The organism is Labrys miyagiensis, from assembly GCF_030160835.1.
In the GTDB taxonomy this organism is placed as follows: Bacteria; Pseudomonadota; Alphaproteobacteria; order Rhizobiales; family Labraceae; genus Labrys; species Labrys miyagiensis.
The window spans coordinates 34,225-54,454 of the sequence record NZ_BSPC01000034.1 but is presented as its reverse complement, the minus strand read 5'-3'; the positions used below and the strand labels follow the sequence as shown (position 1 = coordinate 54,454).

Annotated in this window: 16 protein-coding genes; 3 read left to right on the top strand and 13 right to left on the bottom strand. The window is 64.2% G+C overall.

Annotated elements, in window-relative coordinates; all coding sequences use genetic code 11:
* Positions 1-59 precede the first annotated feature (59 nt).
* The 5 genes from QQL24_RS18875 to QQL24_RS18855 form a co-directional block, all read right to left on the bottom strand.
* Positions 60-1,889 (bottom strand): glycoside hydrolase family 15 protein, encoded by a 1,830-nt coding sequence (locus tag QQL24_RS18875; protein ID WP_284313845.1) that lies wholly within the window; start codon positions 1,887-1,889, stop codon positions 60-62.
* Positions 1,890-2,055: 166 nt separating this feature from the next.
* Positions 2,056-3,036 carry an HlyD family secretion protein gene (locus tag QQL24_RS18870; protein ID WP_284313844.1) on the bottom strand — a complete coding sequence of 327 codons (981 nt, stop codon included), beginning with the start codon at positions 3,034-3,036 and terminating at the stop codon, positions 2,056-2,058.
* Positions 3,033-5,357, bottom strand: a complete 2,325-nt coding sequence (locus tag QQL24_RS18865) for an ABC transporter permease (RefSeq protein WP_284313843.1) — start codon at positions 5,355-5,357, stop codon at positions 3,033-3,035. The genes QQL24_RS18870 and QQL24_RS18865 overlap by 4 nt, the downstream gene beginning before the upstream one ends.
* On the bottom strand, positions 5,354-6,397 hold the full coding sequence (locus QQL24_RS18860; RefSeq protein ID WP_284313842.1) for an HlyD family secretion protein: 1,044 nt from the start codon (positions 6,395-6,397) through the stop codon (positions 5,354-5,356). Before QQL24_RS18860 ends, QQL24_RS18865 begins: the two co-directional genes overlap by 4 nt.
* A 168-nt stretch (positions 6,398-6,565) precedes the next feature.
* On the bottom strand, positions 6,566-8,323 hold the full coding sequence (locus QQL24_RS18855; protein WP_284313841.1) for a hypothetical protein: 1,758 nt from the start codon (positions 8,321-8,323) through the stop codon (positions 6,566-6,568).
* A gap of 440 nt (positions 8,324-8,763) precedes the next feature.
* On the opposite strand from QQL24_RS18855, the gene QQL24_RS18850 reads away from it, so the two are divergent.
* On the top strand, positions 8,764-9,870 hold the full coding sequence (locus QQL24_RS18850) for a DUF2252 family protein (RefSeq protein WP_284313840.1): 1,107 nt from the start codon (positions 8,764-8,766) through the stop codon (positions 9,868-9,870).
* A gap of 48 nt (positions 9,871-9,918) precedes the next feature.
* Here the strand turns inward: QQL24_RS18850 and QQL24_RS18845 are convergent, their stop codons facing one another.
* The 3 genes from QQL24_RS18845 to QQL24_RS18835 all read right to left on the bottom strand — a co-directional run bounded on the left by QQL24_RS18845 (position 9,919) and on the right by QQL24_RS18835 (position 13,549).
* Entirely contained in the window at positions 9,919-11,475 is a 1,557-nt protein-coding gene (locus QQL24_RS18845; protein ID WP_284313839.1) for a sugar ABC transporter ATP-binding protein, read from the bottom strand.
* A gap of 88 nt (positions 11,476-11,563) precedes the next feature.
* A complete protein-coding gene (locus QQL24_RS18840; RefSeq protein ID WP_284313838.1) occupies positions 11,564-12,505 on the bottom strand; it encodes a sugar-binding protein in 942 nt (313 codons plus the stop codon).
* A gap of 48 nt (positions 12,506-12,553) precedes the next feature.
* Positions 12,554-13,549 (bottom strand): ABC transporter permease, encoded by a 996-nt coding sequence (locus tag QQL24_RS18835; protein ID WP_284313837.1) that lies wholly within the window; start codon positions 13,547-13,549, stop codon positions 12,554-12,556.
* A 581-nt stretch (positions 13,550-14,130) separates the two neighbouring features.
* Here QQL24_RS18835 and QQL24_RS18830 point away from each other — a divergent pair.
* Positions 14,131-15,063 carry a dihydrodipicolinate synthase family protein gene (locus QQL24_RS18830; RefSeq protein WP_284313836.1) on the top strand — a complete coding sequence of 311 codons (933 nt, stop codon included), beginning with the start codon at positions 14,131-14,133 and terminating at the stop codon, positions 15,061-15,063.
* A gap of 154 nt (positions 15,064-15,217) precedes the next feature.
* Here the strand turns inward: QQL24_RS18830 and QQL24_RS18825 are convergent, their stop codons facing one another.
* Positions 15,218-15,751, bottom strand: coding sequence for a beta/gamma crystallin-related protein (locus QQL24_RS18825; protein WP_284313835.1), 534 nt, complete (start codon positions 15,749-15,751; stop codon positions 15,218-15,220).
* 188 nt (positions 15,752-15,939) lie between these two features.
* Here QQL24_RS18825 and QQL24_RS18820 point away from each other — a divergent pair, with 188 nt between their 5' ends.
* Positions 15,940-16,146 (top strand): hypothetical protein, encoded by a 207-nt coding sequence (locus tag QQL24_RS18820; protein ID WP_284313834.1) that lies wholly within the window; start codon positions 15,940-15,942, stop codon positions 16,144-16,146.
* 307 nt (positions 16,147-16,453) lie between these two features.
* On the opposite strand, the gene QQL24_RS18815 is transcribed toward QQL24_RS18820, so the two are convergent.
* From QQL24_RS18815 to QQL24_RS18800, 4 genes are all read right to left on the bottom strand, one after another.
* The gene (locus tag QQL24_RS18815; protein WP_284313833.1) at positions 16,454-17,197 is read right to left on the bottom strand and encodes an amino acid ABC transporter ATP-binding protein; all 744 of its coding nucleotides are present in this window, start codon (positions 17,195-17,197) and stop codon (positions 16,454-16,456) included.
* A gap of 11 nt (positions 17,198-17,208) precedes the next feature.
* Positions 17,209-18,348 (bottom strand): amino acid ABC transporter permease, encoded by a 1,140-nt coding sequence (locus QQL24_RS18810; RefSeq protein WP_284313832.1) that lies wholly within the window; start codon positions 18,346-18,348, stop codon positions 17,209-17,211.
* Positions 18,349-18,365: 17 nt separating this feature from the next.
* Positions 18,366-19,226 (bottom strand): ABC transporter substrate-binding protein, encoded by an 861-nt coding sequence (locus QQL24_RS18805; RefSeq protein ID WP_284313831.1) that lies wholly within the window; start codon positions 19,224-19,226, stop codon positions 18,366-18,368.
* A gap of 69 nt (positions 19,227-19,295) precedes the next feature.
* Positions 19,296-20,015, bottom strand: a complete 720-nt coding sequence (locus QQL24_RS18800; RefSeq protein WP_284313830.1) for a type 1 glutamine amidotransferase — start codon at positions 20,013-20,015, stop codon at positions 19,296-19,298.
* Positions 20,016-20,230 lie beyond the last annotated feature (215 nt).

Genomic DNA, 20,230 nt, shown 5'->3' with positions numbered 1-20,230 from the left:
TAGGGATGCGTAAAATCTATAGCTCGCCTCCTCGGAAAGTCCTCGCTGCCCCCTCCCCTTCACACCGGCTCCGACTCCTTCGGTGCTTCGCCTGCCGCTTCCGCGCGTTCCTCGGCCGGGCCGCTGCTGCGGGCGAGGTTGAGGGCCGTGTTGATCAGGCCGATATGGCTGAAGGCCTGCGGGAAATTGCCCAGCATGCGGCCGGCCACCGGATCATACTCCTCCGAGAGCAGCCCGACATCGTTGCACAGGCTCTGCAGCCGCTCATAGAGACGGCGGGCATCGCCGTAGCGGTTCTGCAGCGTGTAGACGTCGGCCAGCCAGAAGCTGCAGACGAGGAAGGTGCCCTCGCCCGGCGGCAGGCCGTCATCCACGCGGTCGGTGTGATAGCGATGCGCGAGGCCGTGATGCAGCAGCGTGTCCTCGATGGCCTTTACCGTGCCGGTCACGCGCGGATCGTCCGCCGGCAGGAAGCCCACCAGCGGGAGCAGCAGGAGGCTGGCATCGATGGTCTTGGAGCCATAGGCCTGCACGAAGCTGTCGAGCGCGGGGTCGAAGGCCTTCTGGCAGACATCCTGATGGATCTCGTCGGCAATGGCCCGGCAGCGCTCGACGAAATCGGGCCGGTCGCCCGTCTGGGCCGACATGGTGGCGGCACGGTCGAAGGCGACCCAGGCCATCACCTTGGAGTGGGTGAAGTGCTGGGCGCCGCCGCGCACCTCCCAGATGCCCTCGTCCGGCCGGCGCCAGGCGCTTTGCAAATAGGGCAGGATCACCTCGCTGAGGGCGCGGGTGCGCGGATGGCGCGGCATGCCGCCCATTGCCGCCTGCAGCATGGCGTCGGCCACCTCGCCATAGACGTCGAGCTGGAACTGCTCGGCGGCGGCGTTGCCGATGCGCACGGGTCGCGAGTTCTCGAAGCCCTGCAGCCAGCGCGGCTCCCACTCGAGCAGGTTGCGCTCGCCGGAGACGCCATACATGATCTGCATCTGCTCCGGCGCGCCGGCGATGGCGCGCATCAGCCATTCGCGCCAGGCCGAGGCCTCCTCGTAATAGCCGAGCTTCATGAAGGCCTGCAGCGTCATGGTGGCGTCGCGCAGCCAGCAATAGCGATAGTCCCAGTTGCGGGTGCCGCCGATCTGCTCGGGCAGCGAGGTGGTGGCGGCGGCGACGATGCCGCCCGTCGGCATATAGGTGAGCGCCTTGAGCGTGATCAGCGAGCGCTTCACCGTCTCGGTGTAGCGGCCCACCGGCGGGCAGCGCGAGGCGAACTCGTGCCAGAAATTCTCGGTATCGGCGAGCGCCGTTTCGACATCCCGGCTGGCCATGATCGGCAGATGGGAGGCGGTATAGGTCAGCAGAAAGGGCACCCGCTCGCCAGCCGAGACGCTGAAGGAGCCGGCCGTGTGGAGATCCGCCCCTTGCAGCGGCACGGGCGTGCGCAGCACCAGCCTGTCCGGCCCCGCCACGGCGACGATGGCGCCGTCCTCCGTCTGGGAGACCCACGGCACGGTGCGGCCATAGTCGAAGCGGGCCACGAAATCGGTGGTGAAGTCGACCTTGCCGGTGAGACCGATGACGATGCGCGCGAGGTCGTTCGAGTTGTCGCGCAGCGGCATGAAGTCGATGAGCATTGCCGAGCCGTGGTCGGTCTCGAAGGTGGTTTCCAGGATCAGCGTATCCGGACGGTAGCGCCGGCTGGAGCGGGCATTGCGATCGGTCGGGGCGATGCGCCAGCGCCCATTCTCGGGCGTGCCGAGCAAAGCGGCAAAGGAGGCGGGAGAATCGAAGCGCGGAAAGCACAACCAGTCGATCGAACCTTCGCGCGACACCAGGGCAGCGGTCTCGCAATCGCCGATGAGGGCGTAATCTTCAATCCGGGCGGTCACTGGTTTTCCTCTTCAGCGGCAGGGACGGGAACTGATCTCCTCGCATCACGGGAATAATCCGACGGCGACAATCCGTCCAGTCAAACCGCTTGCGGAACACGATCGTCGCTGAAATGAGGGATAGGAGTGGCGGTCCCCGACCGCCACTTGCGCATGGCGCGCCCCGCTATCGCTGGCCGCCCATGAACACCGTCATCCCCGGTTCGAGCCCCTGCACCTCACCGGTGGGATCGAGCCGGAGCGTGAAGCTGTTGAGGTCGTGGTCGCCGACGGCTCGTGCGGCGCGCCAGGTTGCGAATTCGCCAAGCGGGCGCATTTCGCTCACCACGGCTTCGAAGGGGCCGGCACCGCTTGTGCTCAGTGAGACCCGCGAGCCGATGGTCAGGCCGCGCAGCTCGTCCTCGCGCATGACGAAGGAGGTCCAGGGCCTTTCCTCCGGCACGAGCACCACGATCGGCTTGCCGGGCGTGAGCACTTCGCCGATCTCGGACACCACCGTGCCGACGGTCCCGGCCTGCGGGGCGAGAAGGCGGGTCTTGGCGAGGGTTGCCTCCGCGTCCGCCACGGCGCTCTCGGCCAAGGCGACCTTGGCGTCAGCCAGAGCGCGCACCTCGGCTGTCGGCCCGGCCTTGTCGGCGGCAAGCTCCGCCCTCTTGAGGTCGAGATCGGCGGTGGCCTTGGCGAGCGAAGCGTTGCTCTCGTCGAGCTGCGAGCCGCTGTTGAAGCCGCGCTGCTTGAGCGCGACCACGCGCGTGTTCTGCTGCTGCGCGAGCAGGAGATTGGCCTGCGCCGTCTCGACCGCGCCGGCAGCAATATCGATCTCCTCGGCCCGCACGCCGGCATAGACATTCGCCCGGTCGGCCCGGGCGGCCTCCAGCGCGGCACGGGCCTGGCCAAGGGCGGCGACGAGATCGGGGTTGTCGATGACGGCGAGCAGATCGCCCTTGGCGACATGCTGGCCCAGCGCGACGCTCACCTGCACCAGGCGCCCATTGACCTCTGGCGCGAGACGGATCTCGGTCCGTCGCACCATGCCGGCGGCGGGCATCGGCGCGGCTGGAGCGGGCTGGCGCTCATAGAAGAACACGCCGGCCGCCACGGCCGCGCCTGCCAGGATCACCAGGGCTATACGGCTTGCCTTGCTCATGCCGGCTTCTCCTCTGCAGCACCGAGGCGGGACAAGAGGAAGGCGAGCGCGGCGTAGACGCCCGCCAGGATCCAGAGGCTTCGCCAATCCGCCGCCACATCGGCCACGGACGCGCCCATCTGGTTGATGCGCACCATGGCATCGATGCCGAAGGTCGAGGGAATGGCGGCGCTGGCGGCTCTCACCACCTCGGGAATCGCTTCCTGCGGCCAGGCGACGCCAACCAGGAAGAACAGCGGCAGTCCGAAGCCGACCAGGATGATCACCGCTGTCTCGCGCCGTTTGGCGAGGGCTCCGAGGGCCTGGCCGAGGAAACTCACCGACAGGATGAAGGGGATGGAAAGCACAAGGAGGTCGAGCAGGTGCGGGCTGGCGGCATAGCCGTAGATATGGGGCATCACGACGAGATACAGGGCGTAGGCCGGCAGCGCCAAAGCCAGATGGGCCAGCGCCTGGCCGATCAGCGCCAGCGGCTGGCCACGCCTTCGCCGCGCGGCGACCGCCCCCTGTTCATAGGCGACGCCGCCGAGCGTGGCGACGCCCATCACCAGGGTCTGCTGCAGGATGAGGATGAAGGCGGCCGGCACGACATAGGCGCCATAGGCGCCGGTGGGATTGAACAAGGGCTGACTCAGAAGTTCGACCGGGGAACTGCGCACCAGCGCCGCCCGGTAGAGACTGCCGTCGGGCCGAGCCGAGCCGGCGAGAATATCGATGGAGACGGCGGAGGCCGCTTCGGCGATGCCCTGCAAAGTGCGGTTGTAGACCAGGAAATAGGCCGAATCGACAAAGGCCGGAATGCGCGCCTTCCGGCCGTTGAGGATGTCGCGCTCGGTGCCCTCAGGAATGGAGACGACGCCATATACCTCACGCCGGGCGATCGCCGCCTGCGCATCGGTGAGGTTGAGGGGACGCGCAACGACCTTGATCGCCTCATGGGCATCGAGCGCCTGCACGATGGCGCGGCTGATCTCGGAATTGTCGTCGTCGACCACGGCAATGGGGATATCGCGCACGAGCTGGCCGACATAGGGCTGGGGATAGAGCGCGGAATAAAGTACTGGGCCCAGGATGATCAGCCCGAACGCGCCGGAATCGCGCAGGACCCGGCCATATTCGGCACGGAAGCTACCGATGAGACCGGAAGAGGCCGTTCCGGGCGCAACAGCCTCGGCCGGCACGGGCGGATTACGCAGGACCGACCGCGCCCGCAGCCAGGCGAGCGCGAAATAGAGCACGGCGAGGCCGGCCAGCATCCGGAAGGCGCCCAACGAATCGACGGCAGGCGCGCCCCTCGCCCCCTGGTCGAACAGGATCTGGATATACCAGCGCACCGGCAGCATGGTGCCCCAGGCCTGCGCGAACGGCCCCATGCCAAGCACGGGAAAACCGACGCCGGCGAAACCGAAAGCGGGCGAGCAGACGATGCCGGTGAGCGAGAGGGCGAGCGGCAGGTTGCGCACCAGGAGCACGAAGAGCGCGCCAAGCGACAGATAGGCTGTGATCAGGAGCAACGCACTCGCGCCCATGAGCAGCGAATCGCCGCGGAAGGGGACGGCGAAGAGGCCGTGGATGACGCCGAGCCCCGCCGCCATGAGCACGATGAACACGGCGAAGTAGGGAGCGAGCTTGCCGACCAGCGCGGTAAGCGGGCTGCCGCCGGCCGTCGCCAGCCATTCGCGCGCGTTGCGGCGCCGGCCGAATTCCGACCCGACGGCGAAGGCGCCGGCGATGGCTATCATGATGTGCAATACCGTCGGCAAGATCGCGCGCAACAGGAATTGCGCATAGTTCAAAGCGGGGTTGCTGAGAACATATTGCTCGACGTCCAGGGTGCCGGGTGTGAAGGAAGCCGCGCGGCCGGGCGGATTGGGCAAGGTGGCGGCCGCGCTTGTGATGGCCGCCTGGATGCCGCTGGAGGCGATATTCCCGGGCGTGAAGAACTGCTTGTTGAAGAGATCGACGATCTGCGGCCGCCGGCCGGCCAGCACGTCGCGCTCGAAGTTCTCAGGGATATAGACGGCGGCGATCGCAGCGCCCGAGCGGACCGCATGCATGGCGCCGGTGAGATCACCGCTCCTTGCGGCAACGTCGACACCCGGCGCGGCCGAAATGGCCTGGACGAAAGACGCCGAGGTCTGGGAGCGGTCGGCATCGACGATATCGACATGCAGGCCCCGGATCACCACATTGCTGAAAGTGCCGGCCAGCAGCGTGAAGGCGAGCAGCGGAGCCACGAAGAGGAGCAGCAGAGCCACCGGATCGCGCCGGATCCAGCTGACCTCGCGAGCGGCGACGGCGGCGATGCCGGTCCCCCTCATCGCGCACCCTCCGCAAGATCGACATAGGCGCTCATGCCGGGCCGCAAGTCGGGCTGCTTGTCGACCGGATAGGCACGGACCTCGAAGGTGCGCAGGTCGAAATCGCCGGTAGCGCGCGTGGCCCGCCAGCCGGCATATTCGCCCTTCGTGGCGATGGTGCGGACCTCGACGGTCACCTGGCGGTCCCCCAGAGCAGGAATGCGCACCACCACCTTGTCGCCGATCTTGAGCCGCTTCACCAGGTCTTCGCGCAAGTCGAAGCGCAGCCAGACATCGCCGAGATCGACCAGCGAGAGCAGCGCCACGCCGGGCGAGACATATTCGCCGACCTCGGTGCCGACCTGGTAGACCTGCGCCGAGGAGGGGGCCGTCACCGTCAGTTCGGCCACCTGCGCCTGGAGCGTGGCGATCGCGGCTGTGGCCTTGGCAAGGCTCGCCTCGGCGACCTGATGCTCTTCGGCGGTATAGCCGGTCACGGCTTCGTCGAGGGCGGCCTTGGCCTGTTCGAGCGAGCGGTGCGCTATATCGAGCGAGGCGGTCGCCTCGTCGAGCTTCTGCACGGAGGCGAAATCCTTTTCCGTCAGCTGGCGCGTGCGGTCATAGGTCTGCTGCTGCAGAGTCAGATTGGCTTGCGCCGAGGCCAGGGCCGCGCGGCGAGCATTGACGACCTCGACGCGGGTGCCGACATTGATGCGGGCAAGATCCGCGGCCGCGACGGCCTGCGCCGCCTGCGCTTCCTTGAGCTGGGTGAGGAGTTCGGGATTGTCGATGGCGACCAGCACTTCCCCGGGAGTGACGTTCTGGCCGCGGTCCACCGGCCGCTGCGCCACACGCCCGTCGATGCGGGCGGCGATATCGATACGGCGCGCATCTGCTTCGCCCTGCACCAGCAGGGGCTGGGGCCGCACGACATACCACAGCGAGAGGGCGACGATGCCGGCGATGATCAACGTGACAAGAATCGCGGCAGGAACGGCAGAACGGGCCTTGCCCGCAGGTTGGTCCGCCGGCGCAGGGCCGGGTGTAGGCTGATCGCTCATCGTCCGGCCTTCTGGATGGAGGGCAGGCAAGTCGGGAGAATCACTGGATCGTCTCCAGTGACGCCTCCGGCATTGCAATATTGGTTCATCCCTTGCCTCCGGGCCCACCTCGAAATTCGCGAGGAGGCTAAGGGCCCCGGCAGGGCAGCGGGAGTGAGTGGCATAGTGCTAACTGTTAGCTCCCATGCTTTCAAGATGAAGCGCGGCGAGACGATCGAAGCCCGCGGTGTTGCGCAGACGGTCTAGCCGCGCGTCCGTGCGGATCCAGGCCCGCGCCAGTTCCCGTGCTGCAATCGAGGCTTCGAGTTCGGCAAGGCTGCGGCCATCGTCTCCCACGGCGGCCGCCAGCGTGGCGATGGCGAAGCGGGAGGCGGCCGGTCGGCCCGCCAGCAGGCGCTCGGCGCGCTGCGGCCGGCCCTGCAGCGCCTCCAATTCCGCCAGCGCCAGGGCAAGCGTCGGAAAGGCGGCGGCCGTCGCCTCGTTCCAGGCGCTGATGACCTCGGCCGCAAGCCGGCCCATGCCACCGAAAATGTCGGCCAGAGCAAGATGGAAGGCTGCTTCGAGGGGCAGGCCCTGCGGGTTCGCGCCGAATCGGTCGAGCAGGACGGCGAAGCGGCGGGACTGGAAGTGGCAGACCGCCTCGGTGATGTCCTGCTGGGAAGAGATCGGCTCGATGCTGCGCGCCTCACGGAACATGCGCTCGGCCTCGCCATGGCGTTCGAGGATGGTCAGGAAAGCGCCGAAGATGCGCCGCGCCCTGGCATTCTCGCCGAGTCGAATCGAGGTGGTGAAGGCGGCCTCCGCCTGTACCTTGTCGAAATCGAGCCAGGCCGCGACCGTGGCGAGCGACGCATGCGCCTCGACCGAGGACGGGTCGAGTGCCATGGCCTGGGCGGCCGCCTCGCGGGCCCGCCGGCCGGCCTCGTCCCGCCCGATCAGTCCGAGGCGATACATGTCGCAGTTGCAATCGGCGATGCCGGAAAACCCGCGCGCATAGTCCGGCGCGGTCTTCGCCACCTGCTCGAACATCGCGACAGCCCTGTGCAGGCTGTCCGGCGTCTGCTGGTCGAGGAACATGCGCCCGCGCATGATGCCGGCAAAGGCCGCCAGTGCCTGCGGGCCGGGGCGGATCTCGTTGGCGCGCATGCGGGAACTGTCGAGCCTCAGCCGGTTCAGCATGGTGGCCGCGATCTTCTCCTCCAGCTCGGCGAGGTCATCGTCGGGCGTATCGAAACGGTCGGACCAGATCACGAAACCCTTGGCATTGGAGACCTCGATCGTCACGCGCAGCCGCGCACCGACACGGCGGACCGTGCCCTGGATCAAGGCGTCGATGCCAAGCTCGGCGGCGATATCGGCGAGAGATTTCTGCCCGGCGGCGTGCGAGGTCGCTCCGCGCGAGGCGACATGCATGCCCTCGGCCCGGCTGAGCGCATAGATGAGTTCGTCCGTCAAACCGTCCGCAAAGCTCTCATCGACGGGATCTTGAGACAGCGCCCGAAAGGGCAGCACGGCGATCGCTGCGCCGCGGCCTTCGGCGAAGAGCTCGTCGCTCCCATTTGCGGCGTCGGCTTGCGGCGGCGCTGGGCTCTGCCCGCGGAAGGCCGGCATGTAACGGCCCGTCGGCATGTCGATATGGACCTCGTCGCCCGCGCCTTCAACCCGGTAATAGTCTTCCAGCTTGCGGCGCAGGCGCCTCGCCTCCACCCGCACGGCGGAATCGATGCGTGGATCATAGGCCGGCCCGCGGCTGTAGACCTCGTTGCCGATCACCGCCTCCTTCAGTGAAGCGCCGCGGCCGGCCAGCGTCTCCTCGACAATGAAGGCGAGAAAGGCATAGAGCCGGTCCGACCCGCTGAAGGTCTGGCTGGCCTTGAGTCTGTCGAGGGCGGCGCGGATGGATGCCGCTGGCGGGGTCTGGGTCATAAGCGGGTCACTTCGTCTCCGGCAGAAGGAGCGATGAACGCTGCCCCGCCTTGCATCCGCACCGGACAATCCGGTCATCGACAACCCTCTTAGTCGATGCCGGCGGCCCGACAAAGATATCGGGCAAACAAAACCAGAGAGCTGTCGTCCTTGAACCTAGAAGGACCACGCCGCCGCAGCAATGTTAGCGCTTCTACTCACATCGTTCGCCGGACTCAGGTGCCGTTACAGCGGCGCATGCCCTGCCCTGCGTCACGTTGGCGTCACCGCTACCATTGAACACTCTGGCAAAATACGAGCGGTTGGCTTCGCGCCACACCGCGACGGTCTTGGGAAACGTTCTTTCAGGTGCTCATCTGCGGCCGAGCTTGGCTCGCCGCCCATCGATTCCAGACATTCGGTTGTTCTTCTCTCGGCGAACGCAGAAAGGCGTGATCGGGATGTCCTTCCTCAAGCAGAATCAGAATTTCGAAAAATGGCTGCGCACCCAATGCTCCGTGGTGGAGGCCGATCTCGCCCGCAAGCATCGCCGCATGCGCCATGATGCCATGAGCTTCCTGCGCGCGACCTATTTCTATTGGTCCAAGCATATCGAGGAGACCTGCAAGGATGTGAGGCATGCCCCGGCGGTTCTGGCCGTGGGAGACATCCACGTCGAGAATTTCGGGACCTGGCGCGATGCCGAGGGCAGGCTGATCTGGGGCGTCAACGACTTCGACGAGGCGGCGGTGATGCCCTACACCTTCGATCTCGTGCGGCTGGCAACGAGCGTGAAGCTCTTCCCGGACCGGATGCTGTCGATGGGCCGGGCCTGCGAGGCCATCCTGGTCGGATATCGCCGGGGGCTCAAGCATCCGGGCCCCACCCTGCTCGACGAGCACTCCACCTGGATGCGCCCGCTGGTTGCCTGCACCGACGGCGATCGCCGGCTGTTCTGGCGCGACATCGACAATCTCCACCCCTGTGGCCCACCCGAGGAGGCACTTGCGGCGCTGGACTCAGTCCTGCCGAACGGGGCCAAGGTAGAGTTCCATGCCAGCTGGGCCAAGGGCGGTGGTAGTCTCGGCCGGCCGCGTTTCGTGCTCGTCGCCCATTACCAGGGCGGCCGCATCGTGCGGGAGGCGAAGGCCTTCGTAACGTCGTCATGGGACTGGGCGCATCACAAGCAAGGCAATCCTGACAATTTCATGCGCCTGGCAACAGGACATTACCGGGCGCCGGACCCGCATCTCGATGTCCACAAACACGCCTATATCGTGCGCCGCGTCGCCGCCGATTCCCGCAAGATCGATCTCAGCGCCGAAGGCAATTCCCTGATGGACGAACGCATCCTGGCGGCGATGGGCGCCGATCTCGCCGCCATCCATTGCACCGACAAGCGCAAGGCGGCGCTGATCGACGAAGACCTGAAAGGCCGGGGCGATGACTGGCTGCGCGACGGTACCGAGCGGGCGGCCGACTGGGCCGAGGGGGTCTACAAGGACTACGTCAGGCAAACCCCGCATTTGGACAAGGAAAAGGATAAGCCTGGCCCCTGCCATTCATAGGAAGATCGTCACCGGTGCGCCTGGCGGCCGCCCAACGGGCAAACAATGTCAGACGTCCTTTGCCGCCGAGATGTACCCTGTCGGCTTCGTCTCGGGGTGGGCGGGGTCGGGATGTTCCAGCGCGGCCAGCGCCATGATGCGCTCTTCCGAGGCCTCGTCGAAGCCGATCTCGCCCGCCAGCTTGCCGGCGCGCATGACGAGGATGCGATCCGAGATGGTCAGCACCTCGGGCAGATCGCTGGAGATCACCAGGATCGCCAGGCCGTCGCGCGCAAGCTCGCGCATCAAGGCGTAGATCTCGGCCTTGGTGCCGACATCGACGCCGCGGGTGGGCTCGTCGACGATCAGCACGCGCGGCTTGGAGGCCAGCCATTTGGCCAGCACCACCTTCTGCTGGTTGCCGCCGCTGAGCAGGCCGACGAGCTGTTCGATCGTCGGCGTCTTGATGCTGAAGCGATCGACATAGGTGCCGATCATGCTGGTTTCATCGCCTGTGCGGATGAAGCCCGAGCGCGAAAGGCGGCCGAGCCCGAGCGCGGCGAGGGAGAGGTTGTCGCCGACGCCCATGCCGAGCACCAGGCCCTGGTTCTTGCGGTCCTCCGGTACCAGCGAGATGCCGAGCCGCATGGCGTCGCGCGGCCGCGAGATCGTCACGGGCCGGCCGTCGAGCGTGACGGTGCCGGCGGCGGGCGGCGGTGCCCCGAAAATGCCCAGCGCCACTTCCGAACGGCCGGCGCCGACCAGCCCGGCGAGGCCGACGATCTCGCCCCGCCTCAGATCGAAGGAGATGCCGTCATAGCGCTCGCCATCGCAGAGTCCCTGTACGGAGAGGACGACCGGCCGCTCGGCCTCGTCAGGCCTGACACGCTGCACCTCGGCGAGGTCGCGCCCCACCATCAGGCGCACCACCTCCTCGGGGCTGGTGTCGGCGAGGCGCGTGGTGCGCACATGCAGGCCGTCGCGCAGCACAGTGACCACGTCGCAATTGTCGAACACCTCGCGCATGCGATGCGAGATATAGAGGATGGTGACGCCGCGGGCCTTGAGGTCGTGCACCACCTTGAAAAGCACGAGCGAGTCGGCTTCCGAGAGGCTCGAAGTCGGCTCGTCCAGGATGAGCAGGCGCGGCTCGTGCACGAGCGACTTGCAGATCTCGATCAGCTGCTGCTGCGCGATGGTGAGATCGCCGAGCCGCGTGTCCGGGTCGAGCTTGATGCCAAGCCGCGCCATCGCCTGGCGCGCGCTGGCGAGCAAGGCGCGCCGGTCGACAAAGACACCGGCCATGCGCGGCTCGACGCCGAGGAAGATGTTCTCGGCGATCGTCATGTTCGGAGCGAGCATCAGCTCCTGGAACACGATGGAAATGCCCTGGCGCGCGGCATCCTTGGTGCCGGTCAGCTCCAGCGTCTTGCCGTCGAAGACCAGCCGGCCGGAGGTCGGGGCCTGCGCGCCCGCGATGATCTGCATGAGGGTCGACTTGCCCGCGCCATTCTCGCCCATGATGGCGTGGATGGTGCCCGCCTCGACCTGGAACGACACGTTCCTGAGGGCCTGCACGCCGGGATAGCTCTTGGAGATGTCCTCGACGCTGAGAAGCACGGTCATGGCAGGCTCCGATGCGTTGGCGGCATTCGTCTTCTTGCTCAGCGCCGGGGAGAGGCGGCCCGCATGGTGGGCCGCCCCCAATTGTCACTCATTCGCCGGTCGCGAACTTGGCGACGTTGCTGGAATCGACGATGTCGACACCGGTATCGACCACAGGATCCACCTTTTCGCCCTTGGAGAGCTTCTCCAGGAGGTCGATCGAGCCCGTGCCCATGGCGAGCGGGCGCTGGCCGACCAGCGTCGTGGCATAGCCTTCCTTCAGGAGCTTGATCTGGGCCGGCAGCGTATCGAAGGACACGATGACGAACTTGCCGGACTTGAGGTCAGCGACCTTGTTCTTCAGCGCCCTCGTATAGGCTTCAGGCGCGAACATCGGCCAGCCGCCCGAGAAGAAGATGCCGTCGAGATCGGGATTCTTGGCCAGGATGTCCTGGATGAGCTGCACGGCGGCGCTGGAGTCGTCGTTGCAGGAGAAGGGCGAGCCCGCCACCTCCTTGAAGTCGCCCGACAGCTTGGACTTGAAGCCCTTGATGCGGTCGTTGAGGTTCTGCGCCGAGAGGCCGCCGGTGATCACGGCGTAGGTGCCGCCCTTCGGCAGGGCCTTGGCGAAGGCCTCGCCGGCCGAAACGCCACCACCCTCGTTGTTGGTGCCGATGAAGGTGATACGCTTGGACTTGGGCGCATCGGAGTCGAAGGTGATCACCGGAATGTTCTTGGCAAGCGCGGCGCTGATGACACTGCCGATCGAATCGGCATTGTTGGGCGCGATGGAGATGCCGGCCACTTTCTTGGTGATCAGGTCGCGCACGATGCGGGCCTGCTCGGCGTCGTCGAGCTGGGCCGGGCCGGTGAACAGGCATTCGGCGCCGATCTTGGCCGCCTCTTCCTTGCAGCCCTTCTCGGCATCGGCATAGAAGGGCACGCCGAGCGCCTTGGGCACCAGGGCGAAGACCTTCTTGTCGGCGGCGTGGGCCTGGCCGGCAACAGCCAGCACGGCCAAGGCGATAGTCGCAAGCAACGTCTTTTTCATGTTTCCTCCAGTTGGTTATAGGGAGCGCCCTTTTCGAGGCGCGACCATTCATCGCCTCCGCCAAACACCCTTTCTGAGCTGGTCGATGAAGACGGCGAAGACAATCACGGAGCCGACGAAAACCCCCTGCCAATAGGCATCGGTTCCGAGCAGCACGAGGCCGTTGCGCAGGACTTCCAGGATCACCGCGCCGACGAAGACGCCGAGCACGGTGCCTTCGCCGCCATTCAGGTTGGTGCCGCCGATCACCGCGGCGGCGATGACGCTGAGTTCCTTGCCCACGCCCTGGTTGGAGATGCCCGAGGAGAGGTAGCTCACTTCCACGATGCCGGCGAGGCCGGCCAGGAGCGAAGAGATGACGTAGACGCTGATCTTGAGGTTGTCGACGTCGAGGCCGGTCAGCCGGGCCGCCTTCTCATTGCCGCCGACCGCATAGAGCTGGCGGCCATAGACGGAACGATTGAGCACGAGGCTGACGATAACAGACAGCACCAGGAAGATGATGAAGGGCGTCGGCAGCCCCAGGAAGTCCCCGCCGCCGATCGCATAGAACCAGTCGCCATCGGGCCGGAAGCCGTCGATCGACTTGCCGCGGGTGATCACCAGGGCGAGGGCGCGGGCGATGCTCATGGTAGCGAGCGTGGGCACGAAGGGCGGCATGCGCAATTTGGTGACGCAGAGCCCGTTGAAGAGGCCGACGACCGCCGCCGCCAGCAAGGCCAGCAGGCAGGCGGGCACCACGCCGAAGCCCGCCGCCATCAGCGCCGCCGAGGACACCGCGCTGAGGCCCCAGACGCTGCCGACCGACAGATCGATGCCGCCGGTGATCATCACCATGGCCTGGCCGAGCACGACGATGCCGACGAAGGAGAAGTTGCGCGCATCGTTGAGCAGGTTGTCGGAACTGGCGAAATCGGGCTCGAGGATCGACAGCACGACGACCATGATGGCGAGCGCCGTCACGATGCCCGTCTCGCGCGAGCGGAGCAGCCGCCGCACGAAGCTGGGACGGGACGGGGCGTCGTCGGCGCGGAGCTGGCTCATACTTTGAACCTTCTGGCTGGCTGGAAACGAGAGTCTCGGGCAACGGGATGGAGGCAGATCGGGAGGGCAGGCGTGTCAAAGGCCGCGCTGCTCTGCAGAGGTATCAGCTCGTTTCCGCACCCGCGCGGAAGCAAAGCTGTTCCTGCTGATTTTGATGTGTTCGAGCCTGCAATGGCGTGATCGGCTCTCCCGCCGCCAATCCCTATCCTCCCTGCAATCGCACCGTCTTTATTTTGTTCTGTTTCGCAACCAACCTAGTTAAAGTCGCGGCACAGCGCAAGGCGGGTTGCGGGCCTGCGCTGATCTTGCCGCGCGCCGCAGCACATTTGACGACATTCGCCTTCAAATCCCAACCGTGGGACCTCGGGAGTTGCGAAAGGGATTTCGGGCGCCGTCGGGGTCCCCTATCATCGAGAAGGGCGGGAACATTCTCGATCGTCTGCCGGTGGAAGGCCTCGTCGTTCCCCCGCACGCCGCAGCCGAGATGAGGCGAGAGCACCGCATAGGCCTGCCGAACCTAAGATGGCTTACTCCGCCGATGGCCCTATGCCATAGAAGATGGGTTCATCCGGAGAATGCACATGCTGCTGGAAGCTTCCGCCAAGGGCGTCTACCCGATCGCGCCGACGCCCTTCGAGCCGGATGGGCGGATCGACTTCAATTCCATCGACAGGCTGACGGACTTCTATGTCGGCTGTGGCAGCACCGGCATGACCGTGCTCGGCGTGATGGGTGAAGCGCCCAAGCTCGACGGGCTCGAGGCCCTGGAGGTGGCGACACGCTTCATCAAGCGAGCACCGTCCCTGCCGGTCATCGTCGGTGTGTCCGCGCCGGGTTTTGCGGCCATGCGCTCACTCGCCCATGCCGCGATGGACGCCGGCGCGGCCGGCGTGATGATCGCCCCGCCCAATACACTGCGCACCGATGACCAGATCGTCACTTATTACCGGCAGGCGGCGGAGGCTATCGGCGCCGACATCCCCTTCGTGATCCAGGACTATCCGCTCAATTTCACCGTGGTGATGACGCCAGGCGTCCTGCGCCGCATCATCGCTGACAATCCTTCCTGCGTGATGGTCAAGCATGAGGACTGGCCGGGCCTCGAAAAGATCTCCACCCTGCGCAAATGGGAGGCGGAGGGGAGCCTCCGCCACGTCTCCATCCTGTGCGGCAATGGCGGCCTGTTCCTCGACTTCGAAACCGAGCGGGGCGCCGACGGCGCCATGACGGGCTATGCCTTCCCGGACATGCTGGTGGATGTGGTGCGCCATGCCGAGGCCGGCGAACGCGACGAGGCGCATGACCTCTTCGACGCCCATCTGCCGCTGCTGCGCTACGAGCAGCAGCAGGGCGTGGGCCTTGCCGTGCGCAAACATGTGATGGCGCGCCGCGGTCTCATCGCTTCCGATGCCCAGCGCGCCCCGGCCGGCGGCCTGTCGGTGGCCGCCAAGGCCGAGATCGAATATCTGCTTGCCCGCCTTGCCCGCCACGACAAGCGAGCGGCCGTCGCCTGACAGCGAAGGCGAGGGTGATCGCTTCAGGTTGATTTGGCGCTTTCCTTGCCGTCATTGCGAGCGCGGCGAAGCAATGACGAATGAGCCTGCGCTATGCCCCATCATCTCTCGCGTGTCGTTAACCTAAAGCGATTGCCCTGGGCAAAGGCCGCCGCTACTTGCATTCGCACCGCGCATTCTCAAGGCACGCGTCAAGAATGCCGTCGTCGGGCTGCTGGCAGACGGCCTGTTTGGGTCCCGTGCATGAGATCGAGCAACCGGAGCATTTCTGTGTCCCCTCGACGCTGCAGGAGGTGATTTGCGGCGGCGGTGGGGGAGCCTGGATGATCACTGTCGTCGGAGGTGGCGGCGTGTTCGGCAGAGGTGCTGCAGCCGGCGCGGCGGCAAGAGGGCGGAGGGAATTCAGGCGATGCGCGAAGCGCTTGTCGAATCGCTCGTACTGGCCGGGCGGAACGTTCAGGCAATCGCCGCGAAAGCCGGGCTGGGAGCAGATCTGCCAAACGCCACCGAGAACCTGCATCGACATCGACCGTGAACCGAAATCGCTGTCGGCAAGGTTTGGATCGGCGCCGCGGACCGTGAGCTTCGACCCCGCAAAATTGGGCTGGTCGAAGAGGACGACCTGGGCACTCGCGGAGCCCATCCCGATGCAGAGCAGCACGAGAATAAAGACGAGACGTTGGACCATTCGTTTCCCCCGAAAGATTACGGCAACCTACCCTTGGTCCCAGGACGCAACGTAACTCCGCCGATCCTTATACATGTGCCGCATGGGAGCAGCGCCCGTCAACCGGGCGAAGATTGACGAACGCGATATAATCGGGTTTCACGGTGCGCGCCAAATCACCACCGCCCGATCGAGGCCCTACCCCGTAGATGATACTCGATCGAGCGCCGCAGAGCGTATTCGGCAAGACCTTTGCGCCCTTCGGTCTGACTGCCGGAAAAACCTTCATGGAATACGACCTCGTGTACCTGTCACATGACATGCTGTTCTGGGGCGCGAGAAACATCGATGGACGTGGTTTCGATACCGAGGCAAACCGCCCCTCCAATCTCCAGATTCCGCTTGTCCGGAAGTAGTGTCAGTGATCTGACTGCACGGACGCAAACGAGCCCACTGCCTTATTCCAGGGATGCGGATCTTCAAGATTACGAGCGCAATACGTTCCTGAGATAGCACAAGGGCGGTCTCGGAGGAGGACCGAGACCGCCAGTATTGCCGGAACCGTAAAGGGGATGGGGACCAGCAACAGTTTTAGGCTGCGTGGCGAATGGTTTCTACCACGCGCGAACTTTCGGGCGCTTGAGCACGCTGTGCAACTCGTGCCTTGCTACATCGAGACTCCTGTCTCGCGTGACGCGGCACGAGCTGTGTTTGGTCGCCGCGTCAGAGCCGGCCGGCCTCGATGATGCGCTGCAGAAAAGCGCGCGTGCGCTCTTCGTTGGGGTCGCCGAAGATTTGCGATGGCGGCCCCTCTTCGTGGACCTTTCCCTGGTAGAGAAAGCAGACCTTGCTGGCGACTTCGCGGGCGAAGCCCATCTCGTGCGTAGCAAGCAGCATGGTCATGCCCTCTGCGGCGAGGTCACGTACGATATTGAGTACCTCGGAGACCAGTTCAGGGTCGAGGGCCGCGGTAATTTCGTCCAGCAGCATAACCAATGGGCCCATGGCCAGGGCGCGTACTATGGCGACGCGCTGCTGCTGGCCGCCAGAAAGGCGGTCGGGATATTCCTTCGCCTTGTGGTCAAGGCCAATGCGCTTGAGCAGCGTCATTGCCGTGGTCTCGGCTTCGTCCCTGCCCTGCTTCAGCACCTTGGTCGGCGCCAGGGTAATATTCTCCAACACCGTCATATGCGGAAAGAGATTATAGCTCTGGAACACGATGCCGACGTCGCGGCGTAGTGCGTTCAGGTCGACGCCGGGGCCGGTCATGCGATCGCCGTGGATACGGATCTCACCGCCTTGAATCGCTTCCAGGCCGTTCATGGTGCGCAGCAGGGTCGACTTGCCACATCCCGAAGGGCCAATCAGGCAGACGACCTGGTGTTCTTCGACATTGAGGCTTAGGCCGTTGATCACCCCGACACTGCCGTAACTTTTATGGATATCGCGAATTTCGATCATCGACATGGTCTGAAACCTCAGCTACCGCCGCGCATGCGCCGCTGATCGTGTTCGATCATTTTGTCGACGAAACGGGCCTGCGGAATGGTGATCGCAATGAAAAGGATGGCAACGGTCGTCACCGGCGAGAGGTTGAAATGATTGCTGGCGACGATCTTGGCCTGGTTAAAGGAATCGATCGAGCCAATGACGTTGACCAGCGCCGTGTCCTTCTGCAAGGCAATGAAGTCGTTCAGGAGCGGTGGTATGATGCGGCGCGCCGCCTGGGGCACGATCACATAGCGAAGGGTCTGGAAATAAGTCAGACCGAGTGAGCGCGAGGCCGCCACCTGGCTCCAATGTATGCTCTCGATACCGGAGCGATAGACTTCCGAGACATAGGCGCCATAGGTCAGCGTCAGGGCAAGGATCGCGTAGGATTCCGGCGCAAGGTCCTTCAGGATCGGCAAGCCAGTGAGCGGAATTCCGAAGCCGATCAGATAGATGTTGATGATCGCAGGCATTCCTCGGAACGCGTCGGTGTAGACGGTTGCCATCACTCGGACAGGCTTGCCCGCATCCCCGGGGACAAGGCGCGCGATGGCAACGAACAGGCCCCACACCAGCACCAGGATCTCCGCGATAACGAAGATATAGATGTTGATCCAGAAGGCCTTGAGCATCAGTCCGAACGTGCTGAAGATCAGGGGCAACTGAAAGAAGGTACGGCTGACGGCAAGATTGTTGGCGATGAAGAACTGCGCAATCAACAACAGGGCGACGACCACCGCCGCGTAGCCGAGCGTCGTGTAGGCGAATTCGCGGGATGCGGCGGTCGCCACGCGGGCATTCACCAGGTTGTTGGCGGCAAGGGCTGCCTTCGCGATCTGGGAGCGGCGCCAGCTTTGAATCGCTGGCCATGCCAGCGCCAGCACGGCGACGCTCAGGATGATGAGGATGCCCGCGGCGAGCGGTCCATCGACCTTCAGGGTTTCCGCCGCGCTGTATATTCCTTTAAGAGTCATCCAGCTGCACGCCAGAACAAACACGGTGACTCCGAGGGCCGTGATTGCCCATCCGGTGACGTCTTTCGGTGGCGTGCCGGCACTCCAGGGCCGGCTGCCACCGAGGAGGCCGAGCGTCGCGCCGGCTCCTCGGCTATCATTGGTTGAGGACATCGAGCTAGCCTTTACGGTCAGGGCTTGAAATAGGGGATCGTGGTCGGATCCGCGCCCCAGGCCTGAGCCAGATACTTGCTGGCGAGCTTCTTAAGCGTGCCGTCCTTGTCCATCGCATCGATGATCGTGTCGATCGTCGCGCCGTTCGGCGAGCCCTTGGGGTAAATCGCGCCGTAGGATTCGGCCGTGGAATACTGGCCCGCTACCTCGAATGCGCCATCGGACTGAGCCGCCTGCCCAAGCACGATGGAGGTGTCGTGTACCGCCGCGTCCACCTGACCGGCCATCAAGGCCGCAAACATGCTGGCTTGGTCTGGGAATACCTTGACCTCGAGCGGGTGCAGCTTTCCGGCTACGAAATTCGCGCCGGTGGTCGCCTGCTTCACGCCGATCCGCATCTTCGCAATCGAGGCTGCGTCGATCACGGTACCTTTCTTGACGAGAATGCCGATATCGGAGCTGAAATAAGGTACCGAGAAATCAACAACCTTCTTGCGCGCATCAGTGATGGAAATCGTACTGAGAGCGAGATCGAAGTCCTTGGTCTGGCCAGCGACCAGCGCGTCAAAGGCAACATTGACAACCTTCAAGTTATCCAACCCAGCGCGATGGGCGATATTGGCTGCCATGCAGTATTCATAGCCGTCTTGAATCGTATCCGGCGTGTCGCCGTTCCACCAACCTGGAGACGGGAGATTTGTCTCGACCGTCAGCTGCCCCGCCTGCGCCGGCGTGAAGGGGATGGACCCTTTCACACCTGTCAGTTCGCAATTGCCTATTGAATCTGCCATAGCCGGTGATGTCGCTGCCGACGCTAGAAGGGTCATGGCTAGAGCGACGCAACCTCGTGAAAGAATTGTCTTGATTTTCAGTTTCATAATTTCATCTCCCTCTGTAGGTACTTGATGTTTCGTCTTTTGCTATCTGTCGCTTGTTGATGGATTTATCTATCTCTTCCCAAGAAACATCTCCTTTATCTCGAGAACTACATCCGAGGCGCTCAGACATGCGTCCGCAGCGCGAAGAACGTTTCGTCTTGCGGCTTCGGAAAGATGCTGACCCTGCAGTTGCAGAAGATCCCTGATATAGTCGGGGGTGATCTCGGGATGCCCCTGGTAGGTCAGTACGTTTGATCCGTAGCGTAAGACCGCGTTTTCACAATCTGCCGACGAACCAACACGCTCTGCGAGCGCAGGTTTCACAGTTACCTGATCTTGATGCCACGCAATAATTGTCTGGATTTGCTTGAGATCACTGCGTTCGTATTGAACTGGACCGACGGTCCAACCGCGCCCAGATTTCCCAACACGTCCGCCTAACGCTTGGGCGATAATCTCGTGACCGAAACAAATTCCGATCATGGGGATGCGAGCATCAAATATTTCGCGAATGAGCCGCTCTAATTTGCCGATCCAGTCGTGCCGATCATGCACGGAATACTCCGCACCTGTAATGAGCCAGCCATCAGCGTCAGTGACACTCCCGGGAAATACACCATCTACTACGGCGTAAGTATCAAAATGCAGCCGCTCGTCTGCCAGAGAGCGTATAAAGAACTCATTGTAATCACCATGCTTAGCGATCAATTCGCCGGGAGCATGATCGGTCTGTAATATGCCGATACGCTTCGTATTTCTCTCGCGATCTATTTTTAGCGCGTACGACACTTTGCGCTCCCCAAGTTTGATATGTGTTTTGCGACAAGACAGCCGCCAGCGCGTATGAAAGCGTCATCTGACGCACTCACAGTGCAGAACTTCGCCAAATTAGATTTGCCAGGCTTCCGGGTACGCTAGCGGAACTCGGAACCCTTGCTTGCCCGTTGGAAAACACGGGCACGGACGCAACTGCTGAAGACGGAGCAAACCTTCTTGTTTCCGCC